We start from the raw sequence: 20,036 nt of genomic DNA, 5'->3' as shown, positions 1-20,036 counted from the left end.
ATAGGAGAGAGAGCCCCACTCTCTTTCCCATCCCTAAAAACTCAGTCAGTTACACAGAGACGCTTGTCCCTTCTTTTTCAGCTGCAAGGGCTTTTTTGTACTCTTCATCGCTGTCAATAATTCCGAATTCAACTAGAAGTGCTTCCAGTTCATCCATATCAATGGGGGTCGGAATGACTAAGTTTTTGTTCTCTTCAATTTTGCGGGCAAGTTCACGATACTCATCGGCTTGCGGGTGATCGGGTTGATATTCAATGACCGTCATCCGACGCAGTTCCGCTTGTTGCACTACGTTGTCACGAGGAACAAAGTGAATCATCTGCGTGCCCAGTTTTTCGGCAAGGGCTTCAATTAATTCATGTTCTTGGTCACATTTACGGCTGTTGCAAATTAAACCACCGAGACGCACTCCGCCAGAGTGAGCATATTTCAGAATCCCACGAGCGATGTTGTTAGCAGCGTACATCGCCATCATTTCACCAGAGGTGACAATATAAATCTCTTGGGCTTTTCCTTCCCGAATCGGCATGGCAAAACCACCGCAGACAACGTCCCCTAATACGTCGTAGGAAACGAAATCAATATCTTCATAAGCGCCTTCTTCTTCTAAGAAGTTAATAGCGGTGATAATCCCGCGTCCTGCACAGCCAACGCCTGGTTCAGGACCACCAGATTCAACACAACGGACGTTGTTGTAGCCTTCGAGTAAAACTTCGTCGAGTTCCAGGTCTTCCACTGCACCGCGTTCGGCTGCTAAGTGGAGAATGGTGGTTTGCGCTTTGGTGTGCAGCATTAAGCGGGTGGAGTCTGCTTTCGGGTCACAGCCCACGATCATGACGCGTTGTTTTTCTGAAAGTGCAGCGAGGGTGTTTTGAGAGGTAGTGGATTTTCCAATTCCGCCTTTTCCGTAAAATGCAATCTGTCTCATGGTTAATGTCTCCGTAAAAAGTTGAGGGTTGATTCTGGGTTCTTTGTCATTAGTCCTTGGTTATTTGGTTTGAGTGATAATCAAGGAGTGACGACTAATGGATTGGCGTGAAAGCTCGCATTTGGCGGCGATCGCGCTCCTTCATGACTGGGATAAAAAAGTAACATGGTCTTATACAGCTTCAACAGTTAATGTGGGTAAAACTCGGTCTTTAAGGGTAGCTTCAATGGCAAGTTTTAAGGTTTCTGCGGAGGAAACGCACCCGCTACAAGCACCTTTTAGAATCACTTTGACGGTATCTCCTTCGATATCAAATAGTTCCATATCTCCGCCGTCTTCTGCTAAAACAGGTCTAATTTCTTCGTTAATCACTTGTTGAATTAAGGTGATTTTTTGGAGATTTGTTAAACCCTTAGGCGCGGGAGAAGAAGACTGATTAGAATGAGCCAGTTCGGTGGCAACTTCTAAACTTTTCTCTTTTTCTGTGGCAATTTCTGCTAAGAGATCGTCAATCTCGGCAAGACAAGAACTACAACCGCCACCCGCTTTTACATAATTGGTAACTTGTTCTGCGGTTATAAGATTATTATCGCGAATTACCCGTTTGATTTTTGTATCCGTTATACCAAAACACTGACAAATTAGATTTCCTTCATCTTCTTCGTGGGTTTCTAACGGAATCCCTTTATAGTTATAAATCGCTGCCTCTAACGCTTCTTGTCCCATGACGGAACAGTGCATTTTTTCTTCTGGCAAACCATCAAGAGAACCCGCAATTTCTTGGTTGGTAATCCTTAGAGCTTCTTCGACTGTTTTACCTTTAAGAAGTTCTGTTAAGACAGAAGAGGACGCGATCGCGCTGGCACAACCAAAGGTTTGAAAGGTTGCATCTTTAATGGTTTTTGTGCTTTCATCAATTTTTAAGTGTAGTTTTAAGGCATCACCACAAGCAATACTTCCCACCTCTCCTGTGACAATTTTTTCTCCTTCTGTTTTCTCCTTAATCACTCCTTGATTGCGAGGATTATGGAAGTGTTCCATTACTTTTTCTGTATATTCCCACATAGTTTTGTCCTTTGTCTTTAGTCCTTAGTCATTGGTTGTTGAGAAACTGATTGATTCTTCCTGTTTAGTTTTCTGGTAGAGTTGTTGTGGATCATTACTTAGAGTTGATAATGGTTAGTAAACGATTTCAAGATTTGAATGTGTATCGGTTAGCCGAGGAACTATCAGAAGAAATTGGGCTTGTCCTTTGTCTTTAGTCCTTTGTCCTTGGCATCAATTAGCAACACATAACAAATGACCAATGACCAATGACTAATGACTAATAACTAATGACTAATGACCAATGACTAATGACTGTTCTTGTTCTTGTAACCAAGCTGCTTCATCGCTGTTGAAAGGAGAAAGTTCTCGTAGGCGATTAATAATCGGGGGAAGAACTTCTAGAACGCGATCGATTTCTTCCTCGGTCGTAAAGCGAGAGAGACTAAACCGAATTGACCCATGAAGGAGGCTATAAGGTAAGCCAAGAGCACGAAGAACATGAGAGGGTTCAAGGGAACCAGAGGTACAAGCTGAACCCGAAGAAGCACAAATTCCATACTGATCGAGAGAAAGTAGAATCGCTTCTCCTTCGATATACTTAAAGCCAATATTGGTGGTATTCGGTAACCGATGAGCGCGAGTCCCATTAATAACAGTGTCAGAAATCATTCCTAAGATTCCTGCTTCTAACTTGTCTCGCAACCGTTGTTCTTGGATAACATTGTCTAAATGTTGCTCAGCGAGTGCTGCTGCTTGTCCTAAAGCGACAATGGCAGGGACATTTTCGGTTCCGCCTCTACGTCCGCGTTCTTGGTGTCCCCCGACGAGATAAGGACGAAAGCGAACCCCTTTCCGAACATACAACGCTCCAATTCCTTTCGGCGCGTGGATTTTGTGACCTGAAAGCGTGAGTAAGTCAATGGTACTGGTTTTCATATCAAGCGGAATTTTCCCCACCGCTTGGACTGCATCCACATGGAACAAAGCGCCGTATTCTTTAACGATTTGTCCAATTTCCTCGATCGGGAAAATAACGCCCGTTTCGTTATTCGCATACATTACTGAAACCAGAGCGGTATTCCCCGTGATTGCAGCTTGTAACTCATCTAGATCCAACTGACCTTCTTGATCAACGGAAAGATAAGTCACTGTGTAACCCTCTTTCTCCAGTTTTCGGCAAAGATTAAGGACAGCAGGATGCTCAACTTCAGTGGTGATAATCTGTTTTTTGTTCGGTTGGGCTTTCAGTGCAGCCCAGATTGCTGCATTATCACCTTCTGTACCACAACTGGTAAAGACAATTTCTGAGTCTTCCGCACCGAGTAGGGAAGCAACTTGTCCTCTTGCCTCGCGAACTGCGCGACCCACTTGCCCGCCAAAAGTGTGCATACTAGAAGGGTTACCGTAATAGATGCTGAGATAGGGCAGCATCGCAGCAAACACATCTTCATCTATTTTGGTAGTGGCATTGTTGTCGAGGTAAATGGGTTCATTCATTTTTGTTTTGTCCTTTGCTGTTTGTCCTTTGTTGTTTGTCCTTTGTCATTTGTGGTTCGATAACGAATGACTAATGACTAATAACTAATGACTCGTAATCAAGCGTTTTAATCTTTGAGAATAAGCATCAAACCAACTGTGCCAGTATTGGGTTTCTCGTTTAGCTTTCAAACGAGAGGTGAGGCGTTGATAAGTGTTAAACCATTGCTCCCAATAGTTAGCGGTGGCAGCTTGGGCTGATTGAATGACACTAGAAAGCAGAGGGGCGCAAGCGTTATTGGTCGGACAAATTGACATACACTGGGCAACACCATAAGCGCCAACACAGTCATTACACAAATCAGGATTAATCGCGAATTGACCGTTGTCGGTTTTTGTAATTGCACCTGTCGGGCAACTCGGTAAACACTTGCCACAAGCGATACAGTTTTCGGAAATTTGGTAAGTCATGGTTTTTTGTCCTCTGTTATTTGTCCTTTGTCATTTGTTTTTGGTTGTTTGTCCTTCGTCGTTTATCTTTTGGAATTTGATAACGAATGACTGATGACCAATGACTAATGACTAACAATAAATTCTTCGTAGAACTTCAACGCTAAAGCATCAATGGTTTCATAGCCTTCCACGGGTTCAACCCCAGCATTCCGTAAGAGGTCTTTCGGATAATCTCCCACCTTGGAAACCAGAACCGCTTTGCAGTCTTGAATAGTGCTAATAATGTTGTTGAGGGTTGCTTCCTCGCCATAACCGCCTTGACAGTAATGGTCAACTTTGCGATGAGTGACAAATTTGGCTTCGACACCATCGACTTCAAAGATTTGAAACTCTTTAGCATGACCGAAGTGTTGATTGACCACGCCACCACCTTTTGTGGCAACAGCAACGAAGATTTTTTCGCCCCGTTGTTTTTTCGCAGCTTCTCTTTCGGCTTTGGCTGCTTTCATCGCTGCTTTAATCTGTTCAATATCACTGTGAAGTTCTTGGCGTTTGTCCAGATCATATTCAGGAGTCATCTCTAAGAATTTGTCTTTGGTAAATTCCTGAGAGCGATCTTCACCAAGTAAACCAATGGCATCAGCACGACACTGACGACAGTGACGCATCATTTTAATATTGTTGGTTCCACCATCGGCCGTTTCAACTTGATCCTGTAAGGCTTTTAACTCTTTTTGCGTGGGACCGCGTTGTCCGTTTAAGCCAAAGTAAGTGCCATGTTCAGGAGCAGAAACCAAGGGCATAATGTTATGGAGGAAAGCGCCTCGCGATTGAATCGCTTCATGGACATCAACTAAATGTTGATCATTAATGCCTGGAATCATCACCGAGTTCACTTTGCAGAGAATATCCGCTTCTCGCAGCGCTTCTAAACCTTCCATTTGCCGTTCGTGAAGGATTTGTGCACCAGCTTCTCCCGTCCAACGTTTCCGTTGGTAGCGCACCCAGGAATAGATTTCTGCGCCAATTTTCGGGTCAATCATGTTAATGGTGATGGTGACATGATCTATGTCTAGGGCTTTAATGCGATCTATATAATCAGGGAGCATTAAGCCATTTGTTGATAAGCACAACTTAATATCTGGTGCTTTTTCTTTGACCAACTCAAAGGTACGGAAGGTTTCTTCGGGGTTGGCTAAGGGGTCGCCAGGTCCGGCAATTCCCAAAACGCTCATTTGCGGAATTTTGCCCGCAATAACGAGGGCTTTATGGGCTGCTTCCTCAGGAGTTAGCAGTTCACTAACCACCCCAGGGCGACTTTCGTTAGCACAGTCATATTTACGATTGCAGAAGTTACACTGAATGTTACAAGCAGGGGCAACAGCAACGTGCATCCGGGCATAGTGGTGGTGTGCTTCTTCGCTGTAACAGGGATGATTCTCAATTCTTTCTTGAAGTTTTGGATCAAGAGCTTGAGGAGTTGGAGAAGTACAAGCACAGCTTTGGCTAGACTGGGCTACAGTTTCCTTGGCTTTTTGGAACGTGGAATAAGGAGTGGGTGACATTGCATTGCATTCCGCATGATGTGGACTCAGACTGAAATTGAATAACTCAATCTCAGTTCGGTTCGATGAAGTTATGACAGTTATAGCAACGGGGATTTGGGTGAGGGTAAAATCCTCGCTGAGTTGGTTTTATTAAAATAGTTAGGATGTACTCAGTCCTTGAAACCCTTAGCTGGTGAGGCGAAAATTTTTTTAGTGGGTCATCGGACGAGAAATTTTAGGAGGGGGGTGAGTATTTATTTCTGACACCGTTAGTATTTCCCCTCATTCACTGTTTTGGTTGTGAATGGGAGTGAGCACAAGGCTTTTTAGTATTTGTGCTTAGGTAAATCCCCTCTTTTTTTCATGTACTCAATTAATGTCGTCTTGCTTAATCGATTGAGAGAGAAAGTGAGTCGGTGGATGTTATTGGTTCCTAGTTATTGGTTCTTTGGAACATACACTCACTGACGAAGAAAAATTAAGAGTGTGTATTGCCAATCTGAGAACTGCTAAGTCTTAGCGAGCAGACAGTGAGCAGTCAACAAAGAACAATGAACAACGAACAATGAACTAATTACCAATCCGTATCTAAATTAACATTTTATTGGGGATGAGTGTTTTAGCTATCATTATTAATCGTGAGCAAGAGTAACAAACGCTACAAAACTGATCCTGCTTGCATTCTGTCTTGAGACTGTTTTTTTCGGCGGTGAGTACCTAATTTTTATGGGTAATAATTGGATTGAGTGTTGAGTTGGTCTGCTGTTGAGACCATCTTTTTTTGAGTACCAAATACTTGTTGCTTCACCAAATAATACTCGTGGGTAGAGATAAAAATACTCGCGTCCCTTCCCAAAACAAGTTTTTCAATTCTTGAAAGTCTGATACACGCTTAGTTTCATGATCATGAGTACATTTTGATTAATCTAATCAATCTAACCTTGAGCAAACCAAATCAGTGAGGGATGAGGGCTTGCTATAAGAGGAAAACCGAACCGGCTCATCTACTTAAAAGAATTATGCAACCCTCATTTACAATTCTGAAACAACAAAAAAAGAGCCAAAGCCCCTTTCAAAAAAGATTCATTGAGTCTCCTCAGTTCGCAATTTGGGATGACATCAAGATCATCTTTGATCGCGATCCAGCAGCGAGTAATTGGTTCGAGGTGTTGCTCTGCTATCCTGGTGTTCACGCCCTTGCTTTACATCGAGTCTCCCATTGGCTGTGGCGCAAACGAGTTTCTATCCTACCGCGTTTTTTATCCCACTGCGGACGCTTTCTCACAGGGATTGACATCCATCCTGGGGCAACCATTGGTCAAGGGGTCTTTATTGATCACGGCATGGGAGTTGTTATTGGTGAAACGGCAATTGTCGGAGATTACTGTTTAATTTACCAAAATGTCACTTTAGGGGGTACGGGTAAACAAACAGGAAAACGCCATCCCACTCTCGGACAAAATGTTGTTGTGGGGGCGGGTGCAAAGGTTTTAGGGAATATCAATCTTGGCGATCATGTTCGCGTTGGTGCGGGGTCGGTCGTACTGCGAGATGTTCCAGAAGATTGCACGGTGGTTGGGGTTCCGGGTCGGATTGTTCGCACGGGTTATGGTTGTCCTCTTGAACATGGCAAACTTCCTGATCCAGAAGCGATAACGATTCGCTCTCTTTTAGAACGGATTGAGACGTTGGAACAACAGATCCAAGATCTATCTTCGAGGTCAGAAACATGAATCCATTCACTCGTCCTGATACATTGGTGAGTTTAGTCTTCACCATTAATCGCAGCGATCGCTGGCAAGTTTATCGTCGCTTACAAGAGTTAGGTATTCCTTGCTGGTGTCCCTCAGATGGCACCCTCTGGGTCGAAATTAAGGGTTGTCTCGCTGCAATCCTGCTCCGCAGCACTGTACAGCAGTTTACCCATTCTCGTTCAGAATTAGCGGATTGGTTAGACCGCTGCTGGACGACCTCTATTGTCACTACCTCTCATTATTAGGAGTTCAAACACATGACACAAAAAACGGTTATTCAATCTTTCGGAGACGTGAAAGCGAACCCGGTTCGTTTGGATCAAGATATCACGATTCAAGTATGCGAAGGTTTAAATCTTGCTTTGGCAAGTTTTCAGGGTCTTTATTTGCAATACCTCAAGCATCATTTTGTCATTGAAGGGTCAGAATTTGTTTCGATTCATGACTATTTCCAAGAAAGTTACGAGGCGGTGCAAGGTCACGCCCATGAGATTGGTGAACGCTTAAATGGCTTAGGGGGAACCCCTGCTGCAAGTTTTGGGAAGTTAGCAGAACTCTGTTGCTTTACCCCAGAAGAGGATGGGATTTTCAATTGTCGCCAGATGATTGAGCATGATTTGGCAGCAGAACAAAGCGTTATTGACTTACTTCGCTCACAAGCAGCACAAGCAGAAAGTATCGGCGATCGCGCAACCCGTTATCTATACGAAGAAATCCTGCTGAAAACGGAAGAACGGGCGTTTCATTTAGATCATTTTCTCGCCTACGACAGTCTAACAACCGCATTTGTGGGTCAGTAGTTATTTGTTATTGGGAGAAGCACCCTTGCCAATCACGAAGGACAAAGGACAAAGGACAAATGACTAACATTCAATCGATTCAAATTAATGACACAACCCTCAGAGATGGGGAACAAGCAGCTGGTGTGGCGTTTACGGTTGCGGAAAAGGTTGCTTTTGCTCAATTGATGAGCGCGATCGGTGTGCAAGAACTAGAGGTGGGTATTCCAGCGATGGGAGGTGCCGAAGCCGAAGCCATTCGCAGCATTACTCACCTTGGCTTAAAAACCCAGCTTACCAGTTGGAATCGCGCCGTCAAAGCCGATATTGATGCTTCTCTCGCTTGTGGCTTACAACGGGTGCATATTTCCGTTCCTGTTTCGGATCTGCAAATCGCGGTGAAGTTTCAAGGGGATAAACAACAGGTATTTGATCGCTTGCAACAGACCATTAACTATGCGCGCGATCGCGCTCTCTTTGTTTCTGTCGGTGGGGAAGATGCCTCCCGTGCGGATCCCAACTTTCTCTATGATGTCGCCCTCACTGCCCAAAACTTAGGTGCATCCCGTTTTCGCTTCTGTGACACGGTGGGGATTTTGGATCCCCTAACCACCCACAGTAAAGTGCAACAACTGGTGAAGCAACTAACGATTCCTGTAGAAATGCACACCCATAACGACTTGGGATGCGCCACTGCCAACGCATTAGCAGGGATTCAAGCGGGGGCAACTTCCGTTAATACCACTGTTAATGGTTTAGGGGAAAGGGCGGGAAATGCAGCTTTAGAAGAAGTCGTAATGGCACTCAAGCGCATCTATGGCATCAAAATCGGCATTGATACCTGCAAATTTCAGGCTCTGTCGGAATTTGTAATCAAAGCCACAGGCTGGGATCTTCCGCCGTGGAAAGCCATCGTGGGAAAAAACGCTTTTGCCCATGAAGCGGGGATTCACGGACACGGGGTTTTGGAAGATCCAGCGACTTACGAACCTTTCACCCCAGAAGAAGTGGGGCGCGATCGGGATCTCGTTATTGGGAAGCATTCCGGTAAACATTTGGTGATGAACTTCTTACAACAACAAGGCATTACTTTAAGTTCAGAAGAAGCGCGATCGCTGCTGGAAAAAATCCGTAACTTATCAGTGCAGTTAAAACGTAATTTAACCTCTGATGAATTACTCACCTTAGCTGCCCAATTTCACCCCGTTAGTTAGTTGTTTTTAGACTAACCATTATCCAATTACAACCGTGAAAAATCATGAAAGTCATGTTGCATCAAAATCAAGTGGGACATTTATCAGTTTATGTCCCCAAGAAGGATTTAGAAGAAGAAGTGGTTGAACAATCAGTCACGGCTGAGGGCAAAATTTTAACCTTAGCCAATGGCTGGCAACTTTCTTTTAAGGGGTTAACTGATCAAAGTAAACTCCCTCAAACCTTCAACGCGACAAAACTGTAATTCTTCATTAGTCATGCAAGTTTAATTTTGATGATTAATGAGACTTCACTAACACTTATTAACGAAAGGAGAAAACTCATGCCTACACTTACTGGTTTAACAAAAGACGGATCTGCTTGGGAACCTAAATTTATTACAGCCATTGATAAAGATACCTGTCTTGGCTGTGGTCGCTGTCATAAAGTCTGTGGTCAGAATGTTTTGGGAATGCAAGCCATGAACGAATTTGGTGAATTGATTGAAGATGAAGATGATGACGACGATATTGAACGTTATGTCATGACCATTATTAATGCTGCCAAATGTATTGGTTGTGAGGCTTGTGCGCGAATTTGCCCGAAAAAATGTCACACTAACGAGGCTTTAGCGGTATAAAGTCCAGTGCAAAAATATATTAGATCTCCTTTGCTGTGCGATAGCAGAGAGAGATCTAATCTAAAAATTTTATTGAGGCAAAGATATGAAATATCCAGATCCATATCAAGAGGGAAGTGTCACAATTTTAGCGTTAATTCTAACTTTAGTTTTAAGTTCAATTTACTATACGCCTGAGATTTTTGAAGAGACATCTTTCTTAGGAAAATTATCATTAATAGAAGCAACTTATGCTCAATAATTGAGGAGTAAATTATGGCAAATAATCAACGACAAGAAGAATATTTTGAATTAATTGATCGCTTGCTCCATTGTCCCAATGGGAAAGAACCAGAAGTTTTAGATTCTCGGAGCGATTTGCTAGATCAAGACTTTATCAAAACTTTAATCCAAGTTGCAACAGCCATGGCACATGATGATAATCAAGAAGCCTCTCAATTTCTCATGTTTATTGCTCGTGAACTTTCTAAACAATTAGGGTTTTATCCAGATTTTGCAACCCCATCATCTGCTATAAAGGAATAATTTTGAATGAGATTCAGGAGGGCTTTTATGAAAATTGCTAATAATATTACAGAATTAGTGGGAAAAACCCCTTTAGTGCGCTTAAACTCGATCCCTTTTAGTGAAGGCTGTTTAGCTCAAATTGTGGTGAAACTAGAAAGTATGAATCCCGCAGCTTCAGTGAAAGATCGCATTGGCATCAGTATGATTAATGCTGCTGAGGAAGCGGGTTTAATGACCCCTGGAAAAACAGTTATCATTGAACCCACCTCTGGTAATACTGGGATTGCCCTGGCGATGGCAGCAGCAGCCAAAGGTTACTCCATTATTTTGACGATGCCCGAAAGCATGAGTCAAGAGCGACGAGCCATGTTGAAGGCTTATGGGGCGCAGTTAGAGCTAACTCCTGCTAATGCTGGAATGAAAGGCGCGATCGCGCGGGCTGAAGAGTTGGCAAACAGCCTCCCTGATAGCTTTATGCCCCAACAGTTCCAAAATTCGGCTAACCCCCAAATTCACCGCCAAACTACCGCCGAGGAAATCTGGGCTGATACCGACGGCGAAATTGACCTTTTTATTGCGGGTGTCGGTACGGGCGGAACTTTAACTGGGGTGGCGGAAACCCTCAAACAGCGTAAACCAGAACTCAGCGCGATCGCGGTTGAGCCAAGCAGTAGCCCTGTACTCTCTGGAGGCAGTTCTGGAAGTCACAAAATTCAAGGAATTGGGGCAGGATTTGTTCCCGAAATCTTGAATGTTGATGTTATTGATGAAGTGATAACTGTCACTGATGAAGAAGCGATTCAATACGGTCGTCGTTTAGCTCGGGAAGAGGGCTTACTGTCTGGCATTTCCACAGGAGCAGCCTTAGCTGCAGCCATTACTGTAGGTAAAAGACCAGAAAATGCGGGCAAGCTCATTGTCATGATTCAGCCCAGTTTTGGCGAACGATATTTAAGTACCCCTCTCTTTCAAGATTTAGAAGAGGAAAGAACTTTAGTTGTTAGTTAGTCAAACCAAGGAAAAATCTTATGAAACACAAAAAAGCACCAACAGCGACTCACCAAGTTGAAGGTAATTTTCTCGGCTTTCTCCCCAACGCTAAAAACGATTCCAAATATATGCAGTTACAAGTGGGAGAACGAATTATTGCCATCAAACTAGCTAAAGAATTACGAAAACCCGTCAGTAAAAAACTTGTCGAAGGAGACCACTTATTAGTGAGTTTAGAGCAGAAAGGGTTAGGAAAAGGAAGCTGCTTAAAACTAAAAACTGATCATATTGAAAAGCTAAACACAGGTCAACAGCGGATTGTTTTTGGAACAAAATTACATTCTCAACAAGATAAGATTTTACTTTGTAATAATTCTAAGTGTGCGAAAAGAGGAGGTAAACAACTCTATTTTGCCTTAGCAGAAGCCCTCGAAAAATTAGGATTGCAAAACCAAGTTGCCATTGAAATCACAGGTTGCCAGAAGTATTGCAAGAAAGCACCAAGTTTTATTTTAATGCCTGGTAAAGTGACTCATAGTTACGTTGATCCCAAAAATCTTACTGCTTTGCTAGCACACCATTATCAGCGCGATCGCGCAGTGGAGTCTCAATTCATCTGAAGATCACAGTCTTCATAAAAAACGACTGTTTTCTACTACATCACATTGACTAATCTAGGAGGTCATACCATGCCATTTGTTACCATTCAAATTGCCAACGGTCATTCCGTTGAAGACAAGCGGGAATTGGCGAAAGCTGTCACGGATACTCTCGTCGCCAAATTAGGCACAAAACCCGAATGGGTCACCATTCACATTGATGAATTTGAACGAGAAAATTGGGCTGTTGGCGGTGAGTTACATATTGACAAGCCAAGTCGTAAACAAGCCGAATCAGTTTGATCAAACTGCTGAGTTGAGGGGTCTGATTCCCAACAGCAGTAGGGATTTTGTTGGGTTACGAATCACAGCAGGAAAATTGCTATAGTGACAACAGACAACAGCTTCGTTCGATTCGCTGTCAGACCTTTCTTCTCACCTCATGTTAAATCTCAAAAATTTAAGTTATCATCCTCCAGCAACGCCAGAACCGATTTTAAGAGGAATCACCTTGCAACTTCCCACCCAAGAGTTAGGATTAATTATTGGTCCGAGTGGTTCTGGAAAAAGCACTCTTTTAGAAATCTTATCGGGATTAGCCGAGCAAACCAAAGGAACAATTTTATGGGGAAATCAGCCCCTTGTTTCCGAGAATCTGCAAGAATTAGTAGGACTGGTGTTCCAGTTTCCAGAACGTCATTTCTGCGGGGGAACAATTTTAGAAGAATTGCGCTTTGGTCATCCCGAATTGAGCTTAACCCAAGTGAAAACGGCTTTAGAAGAAGTCGGATTAGATCACCTTTCCTTGCACACTTCTCCTCATGCTTTGAGTGGTGGACAGCAACGACGTTTAGCCTTAGCCGTCCAATTAATCCGTCAGCCAAATGTTCTCATGCTAGATGAACCAACCGCAGGGTTAGATTGGTCAATGCGCGGTCAGCTAGTAAAATTATTGGCAAAATTGAAAGAACATTGGACATTATTAGTGGTCACTCATGATGCTAAGGAATTAGTGTCAGTTGCTGATCACTGCTGGCGCATTCAAAACGGCGAACTCTCCTCTGTCGAGATGTCACCACAACTTGGAAATCGCTAATTTTGATACGATAGAATCTGCTAGGGATAAATCAAAGGCATGGGAAGCGAAACAATCACTTTATTATCGAATCGAGAAATTGAAAAAATGCGTAGTGCTGGACGGTTAGCAGCAGCACTTTTAGATCATTTAGAAACAATGATCAAGCCTGGAATTAGTACATTAGAACTCAATGATGAAGCAGAACGCTGGACGCAAGCTCACGGTGCAACTAGTGCGCCTCTAGGCTATCACGGGTTTCCGAAATCAATTTGTACCAGTGTCAATGAAGTGATTTGTCATGGGATTCCAAATGCAAAAGAAATCTTGAAAGAGGGCGATATTATCAACATTGATGTAACGCCGATTTTGGATGGTTATCATGGCGACACCTCCAGAATGTTTATCGTGGGGACTCCCTCTCCTACTGCGAAAAAGTTAGTGGAAACCACCAAAGAATGTTTAATGCGGGGAATCGCTGCGGTTAAACCAGGGGGACGCATTGGTGATATTGGCGCTGCGATTCAAGAGTATGCAGAAGGGGAAGGCTTTTCTGTGGTGCGTGACTTTGTTGGACATGGGATTAATCGTGTGTTCCACACCGCCCCGCAAATTCCCCATTATGGCACGCGAGGAAAAGGAAAACGGATTCGTCCGGGGATGGTTTTCACCATTGAACCGATGATTAATGAAGGGACGTATGAGGCGCAAGTCCTTGAAGATAAGTGGACCGCCGTGACCAAGGATGGGAAGTTATCGGCTCAGTTTGAGCATACCATTGCTGTCACCCGAGAAGGAGTAGAAATTTTAACGTTGCCCGCATAGTCCTCAGTCTTCAATTTGGGGCGAATACATGATCCGCCCCTGATCATAACTAACTGAGATTTAGGTCTGTAACAGCACCCAAACTGCTAGAAGATACCAGTTTTGCGTATTTTGCAAGCACCCCACGGGGATAACGGGGGGCTGGCGGTTGCCAGTTGGCGCGACGTTTTGCCAATTCTTCATCACTGACATGAAGATGCAGCGATCGCGCTGCAGCATCAATGGTAATGGTGTCTCCTTCTTCGACAAAGGCGATATTGCCACCAACCGCAGCTTCAGGCGCAACATGACCGACCACCAAGCCATAGGTTCCGCCAGAGAAACGTCCATCGGTAATTAAACCCACAGAATCCCCTAAACCAGCCCCAATAATCGCTGAAGTGGGGGCTAACATCTCCCGCATCCCAGGACCGCCTTTGGGCCCCTCATTGCGGACAATGACAACATCTCCCGCGTTAATCTTGCCAGCGAGAATTGCATCTAAACAGTCTTCTTCCGACTCAAACACTCGCGCAGGACCCGTGATTTTGGGGGTTTTGACCCCGCTAATTTTTGCCACTGCCCCTTCTGCAGCCAGATTGCCTTTCAGAATCGCTAAGTGTCCTTTGTCATACATGGGATTATCCCACGGGCGAACCACTTCTTGACCTGCGGGTGGGGTACTAGGAACATCTTTTAAGATTTCTGCAGTAGTCTCGCCAGTAATGGTGAGAGTATCACCGTGCAGTAAGCCGTGTTCTAACAGCATTTTCATCACTAGCGGAATCCCACCAACATCATGAAGATTCGTAATCACAAAGCGACCCGAGGGTTTAAGGTCACATAAAACGGGAACGCGATCGCGAATCGCAGCAAAATCTTCCAAAGTCAGATCCACGCCGATGGTATTAGCAATCGCCAGTAAATGCAAGACCGAATTCGTAGAACCCCCAACTGCCATAATCACAGAAATCGCATTTTCAAACGCCTTCCGTGTCAGGAGTTGACTGGGTAAAATTTGCTTGCGAATCGCCTCCACTAAAGCAAACGCAGACTTTTCTGCACTATCGGCTTTTTCTGCGTCTTCTGCTGCCATCGTCGAGGAATAGGGCAAACTGATTCCCATCACCTCAAACGCAGAGGACATGGTATTGGCAGTAAACATTCCCCCGCAAGACCCTGCACCTGGACAAGCATGGCGTTCAATTTCAGTGAGATGAGCTTCATCAATATTACCAGCACTATGTTCTCCCACTGCTTCAAACGCACTGACGATCGTTAAATCTTTTCCGTCATAATGTCCTGGTTTGGTCGTTCCCCCATAAACAAAAATCGAGGGGATATTGAGGCGAGCCATAGCAATCATCGCCCCTGGCATATTCTTATCACAACCGCCAATCGCAAGGACTCCATCCATGCTTTGTCCATTACAAACTGTTTCGATCGAGTCTGCAATCACATCACGGGAAACAAGGGAATACTTCATGCCCTCAGTCCCCATAGAAATCCCATCAGAAATGGTAATCGTGCCAAACATTTGGGGCATTGCACCCGCTTCCTTAAAAGCAGCTTCAGCACGGAGAGCTAAATCATTAATTCCTACATTACAGGGAGTAATCGTACTATACCCATTAGCCAGTCCCACAATGGGCTTGGTAAAATCTTCATCTCCAAAACCTACCGCCCTTAACATGGCACGGTTCGGAGCGCGTTGTGTTCCTTGGGTAATTGCTTTGCTTCGTAAATTATCTGACATTCGTTGTTCTCCAACATCCTTTTCTATTTTGACGTTGATCTGTCCGATATGAGGGGGAATGATCAGAGATTTTTAAGTATTTTCTGCCCTGAGGTTTACTTTTTGCAATGAAACTATATGATTACAATCAATAATGAGCGTAATAATTTTGGTTTTTAGCATTAATGTAATGTTTATCCTCACTGTTGATCAAGTTGCCCCTCAAACTGCTATCCGTCGCCAGAATTCAGAGTCTAAAAAACTGGTTGCCATTTCCTATCGCCAATGGTTATTTATTCAGGGAGAATCTTATCCCGTGGAAGAGAGAGAAGTAGCAATTAAACAAGCGCGAGAAAAAATAGACTCTGGTCAAATGTGTCTGGTCGTTTTCGATGATAGTAATCAGCAATATGTTGTGTGCTATCTTGATCCAACCTTAGAACCTGTGGAACAAAATCCCCCAACTCTAGAAACAAACGAAGAGCTCGCAGCATTAGTGGAAGCGATACGCCAAGCCCCAGATTTAATTAAAAATAATCGTCATAAACTGAGAGTCTATCCGAAATCAATTGTCGGATCGGAATTGGTGGACTGGCTATGTAATTATTTAAACTGCTCTCGCGAGGAAGCGGTTAAAGTGGGACAATCTCTAGTTGATGCGGGTTGGCTGCATCACACATGGGATAAACATAACTTTGCAGACGAGGCTTTGCTATATCGTTTTTATCAGGATGAAAGATTAAGTCTTCCCTTTGTTACTGGATAGTTTCTAATGAGGGTCTGCTGAAAAAGTGCGCGATCGGTGAAGACCGTTATTCGTTGTTTGTGATTTGTGATTTGTTGAAAAGGGATCGGTAAAGACGTTCCATGGAACGTCTCCAAAGAACAAAAATTAAAAATGTATCTCACCAGACTAGAACTTACTATATTAACCAATTTCAGGAACAACAGGATGGAAGAAAAACGCTAAGCCAATGACAATATAAGTGGCTAACAGGAGACTCCCTTCTAGCCAGTTTGATTTACCATCAGAACTGATGGAGTTAGCAATTAAAACAGAAACGGCTACTGCCACTAATTCAAAGGGATTGAAGTCTAAATCCATCGGTTGACCCATGATCCAACCTGCAATCACTAAAACAGGGGCAACAAATAGAGCAATTTGAAGTGTGGAACCAACGGCAACCGATAAAGATAAATCCATTTTATTTTTCATAGCAACAGTAACTGCTGTAAAGTGTTCTGCTGCATTCCCAATTACGGGTAATAGAATAACCCCAGTAAAGAGAGCAGTAAGCCCTAAACTTTCAGTGGCTGATTCTAAAGAATTTACTAATAATTCGGATTCAATTGCAACTGTAATCGTAACCACCAATAAAATCCCTAGCCAAAACCAGAGATTAACATCTTCCGGTTTTTTTTCTGGGATTTTGTCTCCAGATTCCATTGCAGAAGAGGACTGTTGATCAATTTCTCCCACTTCACACAAATAAGAATGAGTTTTCATGGAAAATAAGAGGGTGAGTCCGTAAACAATAATTAAAACAATGGCAACAGCAACGGATAGCGTTTGTAATGTTTCTTCTCCAATCCCATTAGAAGTATGTTCCACTGCGGTTGGAAGCAAAATTGCAATGACAGCTAAATTCATCGATGAGGCATTCACTCTTGCCACTTCCGACTGAAAAACTTGTTCTTTATAGCGTAACCCGCCTAAAAGCATCGCAAAGCCCATAACCAGTAACAAATTACTAATAATTGAGCCAGTAATCGTTGCTTTCACAACACTAATCAAACCACTTTTTAAGGCAATAAACGCTAAAATCAGTTCGGTCGCATTGCCAAAGGTGGCATTTAAAAGTCCACCGAGCGTAGGACCAACAACTATAGCAATTTCTTCGGTTGCTTCCCCCATAAAAGCAGCAAGGGGAATAATCGCTAAAGAGGCAGTCAAAAATATACTGACTTCATCCCAATGCAACCAATGACCCAGTAGTGAAATGGGAATAAAGAGAAGTAACCCAAAAAAGATCGTATTTTTATTCAACATATAAGTTTTATGATTTCAAATAAGCCACAGTGACTCCCGATCCTCCTTCATTTTGTGGTGCTGTTTCATAGCGTTCCACTTGCGGATGCTGCTTCAGAAACTCTTGTACTCCCTGACGCAGTTTTCCCGTTCCTTTGCCATGAATCACCCATAATGCACCCCTGTTTTGAGAGCGAATGGTGTTTTCCAGTTGGCTTTCGGCTTGGGCAACCCGATACCCACGAATATCAAGGGTGTTACTTTCAGTGCGCACCGTTGGGGCTTCACTGGCGGACTTTTTCGGGGTAGAAGTGGATGCTTTTTGCTGCTTCTGAGGAAGTTCTGGTTTTTTCCCGTCTAGCGATTCAATATCTGCTAGAGAAACGGTCATTTTCATTAACCCAAAACGGATGGTAAGTTTTCCTTCTGCATTGGGGGCGGTTAGCACTTCTCCCGTTTGATTAAATTTGGGGAGTCGCACTTGTTCCCCCACTTGTGGCTGATACTGGGGTTTCGGTTTCGGGGTTTCGGGTTGCGGACGATGACGACCCGCAATTTCATTAACAGTTGCTGTTGCTTTTTGCGCTGCTTGTCCCGTTTTTTGTCCCTGCTGTAACTGCTTAATGACTTGCGCTATTTCTTGTCTGGCTTCCGAGACGGCCTCATTCACCGCTTGTTCCTGGGACCGTTTTAAGTCCGCTTCTCGGGCTTCAAGGGCTTTGGCGCGACTGGAAACTTCTTGATAAAATTTCTCCGCTTGTTCAAGGAGTTGACGGGCTTCTCGGGCTTTTTCTTCTTGTTCTCGTCGTTGTTTTTCTAAGCCAGAAATCACTTGGTTGATATCTTCTGAATAACCTCCCATTTTGTTTTTAGCTAAATCAAGAATTTCAGGATCTAAGCCCAAGCGACGGGCGATGGTCAGGGCATTAGACCGCCCTGGAATTCCCCATAACAAGCGATAGGTGGGAGAGAGGGTTTCATCGTCAAATTCAACAGAGGCGTTTTCAAAGCGTTCATCTTGATATTTGAGGGCTTTTAGTTCGCCGTAATGGGTCGTGGCAATGGTCAAACGGACTCGGGCTGCAAGATATTGTAGGAGCGCGATCGCGATCGCGCTGCCTTCTGCCGGATCAGTTCCAGCACCGACTTCATCCAATAAGACTAAAGACAGTTTGATGGTTTCCCCATCCGCATCTTCATTGGCTTCTGGATGGTCGATTGATGAAGGGTGTAATGCGTCAATAATTCTTGTAATTCGGCGAATATGACCCGAAAACGTGGAAAGACTTTGTTCAATAGATTGTTCATCACCAATATCGGCTAATACTTGTTCAAACCACGGAATTTCTACGGGTTCTTTCGCGGGAATAAATAAGCCCACTTTTGCCATTAATGCTGCTAACCCAACTGTTTTGAGAGTGACTGTTTTTCCCCCTGTATTGGGACCGGTGATCGCGACAACGCGAGTTTCTGGGTCAATTTGCACATCAATGGGGACAACGGGGGTTCCCTGTTCATGATGGTGCTGCCACACCAGAAGCGGGTGACGGAGGCGACGGAGGGTAATCGGTTCGCGACTGTTACTTTCTACAAACTGGGGGGGATTGGCTTCTAACCATAAACTGTAGCGCGATCGCGCTGTTGCCAAGTCTAATTTAGTGGCAATGGCTAACAGTAATTCTAAATCCTCTTTGACCTCAGCAACTTCTTCCGTCAGAGCCTGCAAAATCCGCTCTTCTTCTCGTTTTTCTTGACGGAGATACTGTCGCTGTTGATTTCCTAATTCTACGATCGAATTGGGCTCAATATACAGGGTGGCACCACTCCCAGAACTGTCATGAACTATACCGCGAATCGACTCTTTATGTCCCGCTTTGACTGGTAACACAAATCGTTCTCCGCGTTGGGTAATTACTGGTTCTTGAATCGCACCGCTTTGTTGCTGCATGATGTTTTGCAACTTCTGGTAGATACGATCGCGCCGTTCTTTTAGATTTTGCCGAATTTCTCCTAATTTAGGACTCGCTCGTTCGGTGACTTTCCCTTTATCATCCAAACAGCGATTAATTTCTTTTTCTAATTCGGGATAAGTTCGGATCTGCGAAATCAGTTCTTTTAGCCGAGGGGAGTCTTCTAACTCATCAATCACCCGCCGTAACCGTCGCATTCCCGCTAACGTTGTCGCAATTTGCAACAGGGTTTCTCCTTCTAAAATGCCCTTATATTCGGCGCGTTCTAACGCGGAACTGAAATCATATATGCCATCAAATTTCCAACCACTGGTTAAGTTTTCTTCCAGTGCATAAACTTCTTTGGTTTCTGTCAGTAGCGTTAAGCTGGTTTCACGGTTGTCTGGAATAGGAAGATGACGGGCTGCATACGCCCCGAGTTTTGTACTCGTAAAGGTCGCTAGATGTTCACCTAAGCGTCGCCATTCCAACAAGTCAAGGGTTTCTGCTTCTATCAAGGCAAATCTGTT

Annotated in this window: 22 protein-coding genes; 14 read left to right on the top strand and 8 right to left on the bottom strand. The window is 43.9% G+C overall.

Annotation, left to right across the window (positions count from 1 at the left end; translation table 11 throughout):
• Positions 1-49: 49 nt before the first annotated feature.
• From nifH to nifB, 5 genes are all read right to left on the bottom strand, one after another.
• Entirely contained in the window at positions 50-928 is an 879-nt protein-coding gene (gene nifH, locus PCC7418_RS08835) for a nitrogenase iron protein (RefSeq protein ID WP_015225829.1), read from the bottom strand.
• 171 nt (positions 929-1,099) lie between these two features.
• Positions 1,100-1,993: a Fe-S cluster assembly protein NifU gene (gene nifU, locus PCC7418_RS08830; protein WP_015225828.1), complete on the bottom strand. Its 894-nt coding sequence runs from the start codon at positions 1,991-1,993 to the stop codon at positions 1,100-1,102.
• 273 nt (positions 1,994-2,266) lie between these two features.
• A complete protein-coding gene (gene nifS, locus PCC7418_RS08825) occupies positions 2,267-3,472 on the bottom strand; it encodes a cysteine desulfurase NifS (protein WP_015225827.1) in 1,206 nt (401 codons plus the stop codon).
• A gap of 84 nt (positions 3,473-3,556) precedes the next feature.
• Positions 3,557-3,922, bottom strand: a complete 366-nt coding sequence (locus PCC7418_RS08820; protein ID WP_015225826.1) for an ATP-binding protein — start codon at positions 3,920-3,922, stop codon at positions 3,557-3,559.
• Between the two features lie 104 nt (positions 3,923-4,026).
• Positions 4,027-5,469, bottom strand: coding sequence for a nitrogenase cofactor biosynthesis protein NifB (gene nifB, locus PCC7418_RS08815; protein ID WP_015225825.1), 1,443 nt, complete (start codon positions 5,467-5,469; stop codon positions 4,027-4,029).
• Positions 5,470-6,470: 1,001 nt separating this feature from the next.
• On the opposite strand from nifB, the gene cysE reads away from it, so the two are divergent.
• From cysE to map, 13 genes are all read left to right on the top strand, one after another.
• The gene (cysE, locus tag PCC7418_RS08810; RefSeq protein ID WP_015225824.1) at positions 6,471-7,184 is read left to right on the top strand and encodes a serine O-acetyltransferase; all 714 of its coding nucleotides are present in this window, start codon (positions 6,471-6,473) and stop codon (positions 7,182-7,184) included.
• Positions 7,181-7,450, top strand: a complete 270-nt coding sequence (locus tag PCC7418_RS08805; RefSeq protein WP_015225823.1) for an Asr1405/Asl0597 family protein — start codon at positions 7,181-7,183, stop codon at positions 7,448-7,450. The genes cysE and PCC7418_RS08805 overlap by 4 nt, the downstream gene beginning before the upstream one ends.
• 12 nt (positions 7,451-7,462) lie before the next feature.
• Positions 7,463-8,005 carry a ferritin-like domain-containing protein gene (locus tag PCC7418_RS08800; protein WP_015225822.1) on the top strand — a complete coding sequence of 181 codons (543 nt, stop codon included), beginning with the start codon at positions 7,463-7,465 and terminating at the stop codon, positions 8,003-8,005.
• A gap of 68 nt (positions 8,006-8,073) precedes the next feature.
• Positions 8,074-9,198: a homocitrate synthase gene (nifV, locus tag PCC7418_RS08795; protein ID WP_150107133.1), complete on the top strand. Its 1,125-nt coding sequence runs from the start codon at positions 8,074-8,076 to the stop codon at positions 9,196-9,198.
• A 44-nt stretch (positions 9,199-9,242) separates the two neighbouring features.
• Positions 9,243-9,443, top strand: a complete 201-nt coding sequence (gene nifT / locus PCC7418_RS08790) for a putative nitrogen fixation protein NifT (protein WP_015225820.1) — start codon at positions 9,243-9,245, stop codon at positions 9,441-9,443.
• Between the two features lie 78 nt (positions 9,444-9,521).
• A complete protein-coding gene (gene fdxB, locus PCC7418_RS08785) occupies positions 9,522-9,818 on the top strand; it encodes a ferredoxin III, nif-specific (RefSeq protein ID WP_015225819.1) in 297 nt (98 codons plus the stop codon).
• An 85-nt stretch (positions 9,819-9,903) separates the two neighbouring features.
• Positions 9,904-10,059 carry a hypothetical protein gene (locus PCC7418_RS20515; protein ID WP_015225818.1) on the top strand — a complete coding sequence of 52 codons (156 nt, stop codon included), beginning with the start codon at positions 9,904-9,906 and terminating at the stop codon, positions 10,057-10,059.
• 14 nt (positions 10,060-10,073) lie between these two features.
• Positions 10,074-10,343, top strand: coding sequence for a hypothetical protein (locus PCC7418_RS08780; protein ID WP_015225817.1), 270 nt, complete (start codon positions 10,074-10,076; stop codon positions 10,341-10,343).
• Positions 10,344-10,370: 27 nt separating this feature from the next.
• On the top strand, positions 10,371-11,333 hold the full coding sequence (cysK, locus tag PCC7418_RS08775; RefSeq protein ID WP_015225816.1) for a cysteine synthase A: 963 nt from the start codon (positions 10,371-10,373) through the stop codon (positions 11,331-11,333).
• A gap of 20 nt (positions 11,334-11,353) precedes the next feature.
• Positions 11,354-11,935: a ferredoxin gene (locus PCC7418_RS08770; protein WP_015225815.1), complete on the top strand. Its 582-nt coding sequence runs from the start codon at positions 11,354-11,356 to the stop codon at positions 11,933-11,935.
• 69 nt (positions 11,936-12,004) lie between these two features.
• Complete coding sequence (locus PCC7418_RS08765) at positions 12,005-12,217, top strand: 4-oxalocrotonate tautomerase family protein (RefSeq protein ID WP_015225814.1); 213 nt, start codon at positions 12,005-12,007, stop codon at positions 12,215-12,217.
• Between the two features lie 139 nt (positions 12,218-12,356).
• Positions 12,357-13,010 carry an ABC transporter ATP-binding protein gene (locus PCC7418_RS08760; protein ID WP_015225813.1) on the top strand — a complete coding sequence of 218 codons (654 nt, stop codon included), beginning with the start codon at positions 12,357-12,359 and terminating at the stop codon, positions 13,008-13,010.
• Positions 13,011-13,049: 39 nt separating this feature from the next.
• A complete protein-coding gene (gene map / locus PCC7418_RS08755; RefSeq protein ID WP_015225812.1) occupies positions 13,050-13,814 on the top strand; it encodes a type I methionyl aminopeptidase in 765 nt (254 codons plus the stop codon).
• Positions 13,815-13,863: 49 nt separating this feature from the next.
• On the opposite strand, the gene ilvD is transcribed toward map, so the two are convergent.
• Positions 13,864-15,549: a dihydroxy-acid dehydratase gene (gene ilvD, locus PCC7418_RS08750; RefSeq protein ID WP_015225811.1), complete on the bottom strand. Its 1,686-nt coding sequence runs from the start codon at positions 15,547-15,549 to the stop codon at positions 13,864-13,866.
• Between the two features lie 133 nt (positions 15,550-15,682).
• On the opposite strand from ilvD, the gene PCC7418_RS19365 reads away from it, so the two are divergent.
• Positions 15,683-16,294, top strand: coding sequence for a DEP domain-containing protein (locus PCC7418_RS19365; protein ID WP_083885388.1), 612 nt, complete (start codon positions 15,683-15,685; stop codon positions 16,292-16,294).
• A gap of 162 nt (positions 16,295-16,456) precedes the next feature.
• Here the strand turns inward: PCC7418_RS19365 and cax are convergent, their stop codons facing one another.
• Both cax and PCC7418_RS08735 read right to left on the bottom strand, forming a co-directional pair.
• Positions 16,457-17,578, bottom strand: a complete 1,122-nt coding sequence (cax, locus tag PCC7418_RS08740) for a calcium/proton exchanger (RefSeq protein WP_015225809.1) — start codon at positions 17,576-17,578, stop codon at positions 16,457-16,459.
• A 7-nt stretch (positions 17,579-17,585) separates the two neighbouring features.
• Positions 17,586-20,024, bottom strand: a complete 2,439-nt coding sequence (locus tag PCC7418_RS08735; RefSeq protein WP_015225808.1) for an endonuclease MutS2 — start codon at positions 20,022-20,024, stop codon at positions 17,586-17,588.
• Positions 20,025-20,036 lie beyond the last annotated feature (12 nt).

Origin of the sequence: Halothece sp. PCC 7418, assembly GCF_000317635.1 — a bacterium.
In the GTDB taxonomy this organism is placed as follows: domain Bacteria; phylum Cyanobacteriota; class Cyanobacteriia; order Cyanobacteriales; family Rubidibacteraceae; genus Halothece.
The sequence above is the reverse complement of the archived record's forward strand: the minus strand, read 5'-3'. Positions and strand labels throughout refer to the sequence as shown.

What these genes read in the sequence shown, in the direction of transcription:
- PCC7418_RS08820 (WP_015225826.1), bottom strand. Translation starts at nt 3,922, where the DNA reads ATGACTTACCAAATTTCCGAAAACTGTATCGCTTGTGGCAAGTGTTTA.
- PCC7418_RS08805 (WP_015225823.1), top strand. Translation starts at nt 7,181, where the DNA reads ATGAATCCATTCACTCGTCCTGATACATTGGTGAGTTTAGTCTTCACC.
- PCC7418_RS08760 (WP_015225813.1), top strand. Translation starts at nt 12,357, where the DNA reads ATGTTAAATCTCAAAAATTTAAGTTATCATCCTCCAGCAACGCCAGAA.
- PCC7418_RS08765 (WP_015225814.1), top strand. Translation starts at nt 12,005, where the DNA reads ATGCCATTTGTTACCATTCAAATTGCCAACGGTCATTCCGTTGAAGAC.
- cysE (WP_015225824.1), top strand. Translation starts at nt 6,471, where the DNA reads ATGCAACCCTCATTTACAATTCTGAAACAACAAAAAAAGAGCCAAAGC.
- cysK (WP_015225816.1), top strand. Translation starts at nt 10,371, where the DNA reads ATGAAAATTGCTAATAATATTACAGAATTAGTGGGAAAAACCCCTTTA.
- PCC7418_RS08770 (WP_015225815.1), top strand. Translation starts at nt 11,354, where the DNA reads ATGAAACACAAAAAAGCACCAACAGCGACTCACCAAGTTGAAGGTAAT.
- cax (WP_015225809.1), bottom strand. Translation starts at nt 17,578, where the DNA reads ATGTTGAATAAAAATACGATCTTTTTTGGGTTACTTCTCTTTATTCCC.
- nifU (WP_015225828.1), bottom strand. Translation starts at nt 1,993, where the DNA reads ATGTGGGAATATACAGAAAAAGTAATGGAACACTTCCATAATCCTCGC.
- map (WP_015225812.1), top strand. Translation starts at nt 13,050, where the DNA reads ATGGGAAGCGAAACAATCACTTTATTATCGAATCGAGAAATTGAAAAA.
- nifB (WP_015225825.1), bottom strand. Translation starts at nt 5,469, where the DNA reads ATGTCACCCACTCCTTATTCCACGTTCCAAAAAGCCAAGGAAACTGTA.
- PCC7418_RS20515 (WP_015225818.1), top strand. Translation starts at nt 9,904, where the DNA reads ATGAAATATCCAGATCCATATCAAGAGGGAAGTGTCACAATTTTAGCG.
- fdxB (WP_015225819.1), top strand. Translation starts at nt 9,522, where the DNA reads ATGCCTACACTTACTGGTTTAACAAAAGACGGATCTGCTTGGGAACCT.
- nifT (WP_015225820.1), top strand. Translation starts at nt 9,243, where the DNA reads ATGAAAGTCATGTTGCATCAAAATCAAGTGGGACATTTATCAGTTTAT.
- nifS (WP_015225827.1), bottom strand. Translation starts at nt 3,472, where the DNA reads ATGAATGAACCCATTTACCTCGACAACAATGCCACTACCAAAATAGAT.
- PCC7418_RS19365 (WP_083885388.1), top strand. Translation starts at nt 15,683, where the DNA reads ATGAGCGTAATAATTTTGGTTTTTAGCATTAATGTAATGTTTATCCTC.
- nifH (WP_015225829.1), bottom strand. Translation starts at nt 928, where the DNA reads ATGAGACAGATTGCATTTTACGGAAAAGGCGGAATTGGAAAATCCACT.
- PCC7418_RS08780 (WP_015225817.1), top strand. Translation starts at nt 10,074, where the DNA reads ATGGCAAATAATCAACGACAAGAAGAATATTTTGAATTAATTGATCGC.
- PCC7418_RS08800 (WP_015225822.1), top strand. Translation starts at nt 7,463, where the DNA reads ATGACACAAAAAACGGTTATTCAATCTTTCGGAGACGTGAAAGCGAAC.
- ilvD (WP_015225811.1), bottom strand. Translation starts at nt 15,549, where the DNA reads ATGTCAGATAATTTACGAAGCAAAGCAATTACCCAAGGAACACAACGC.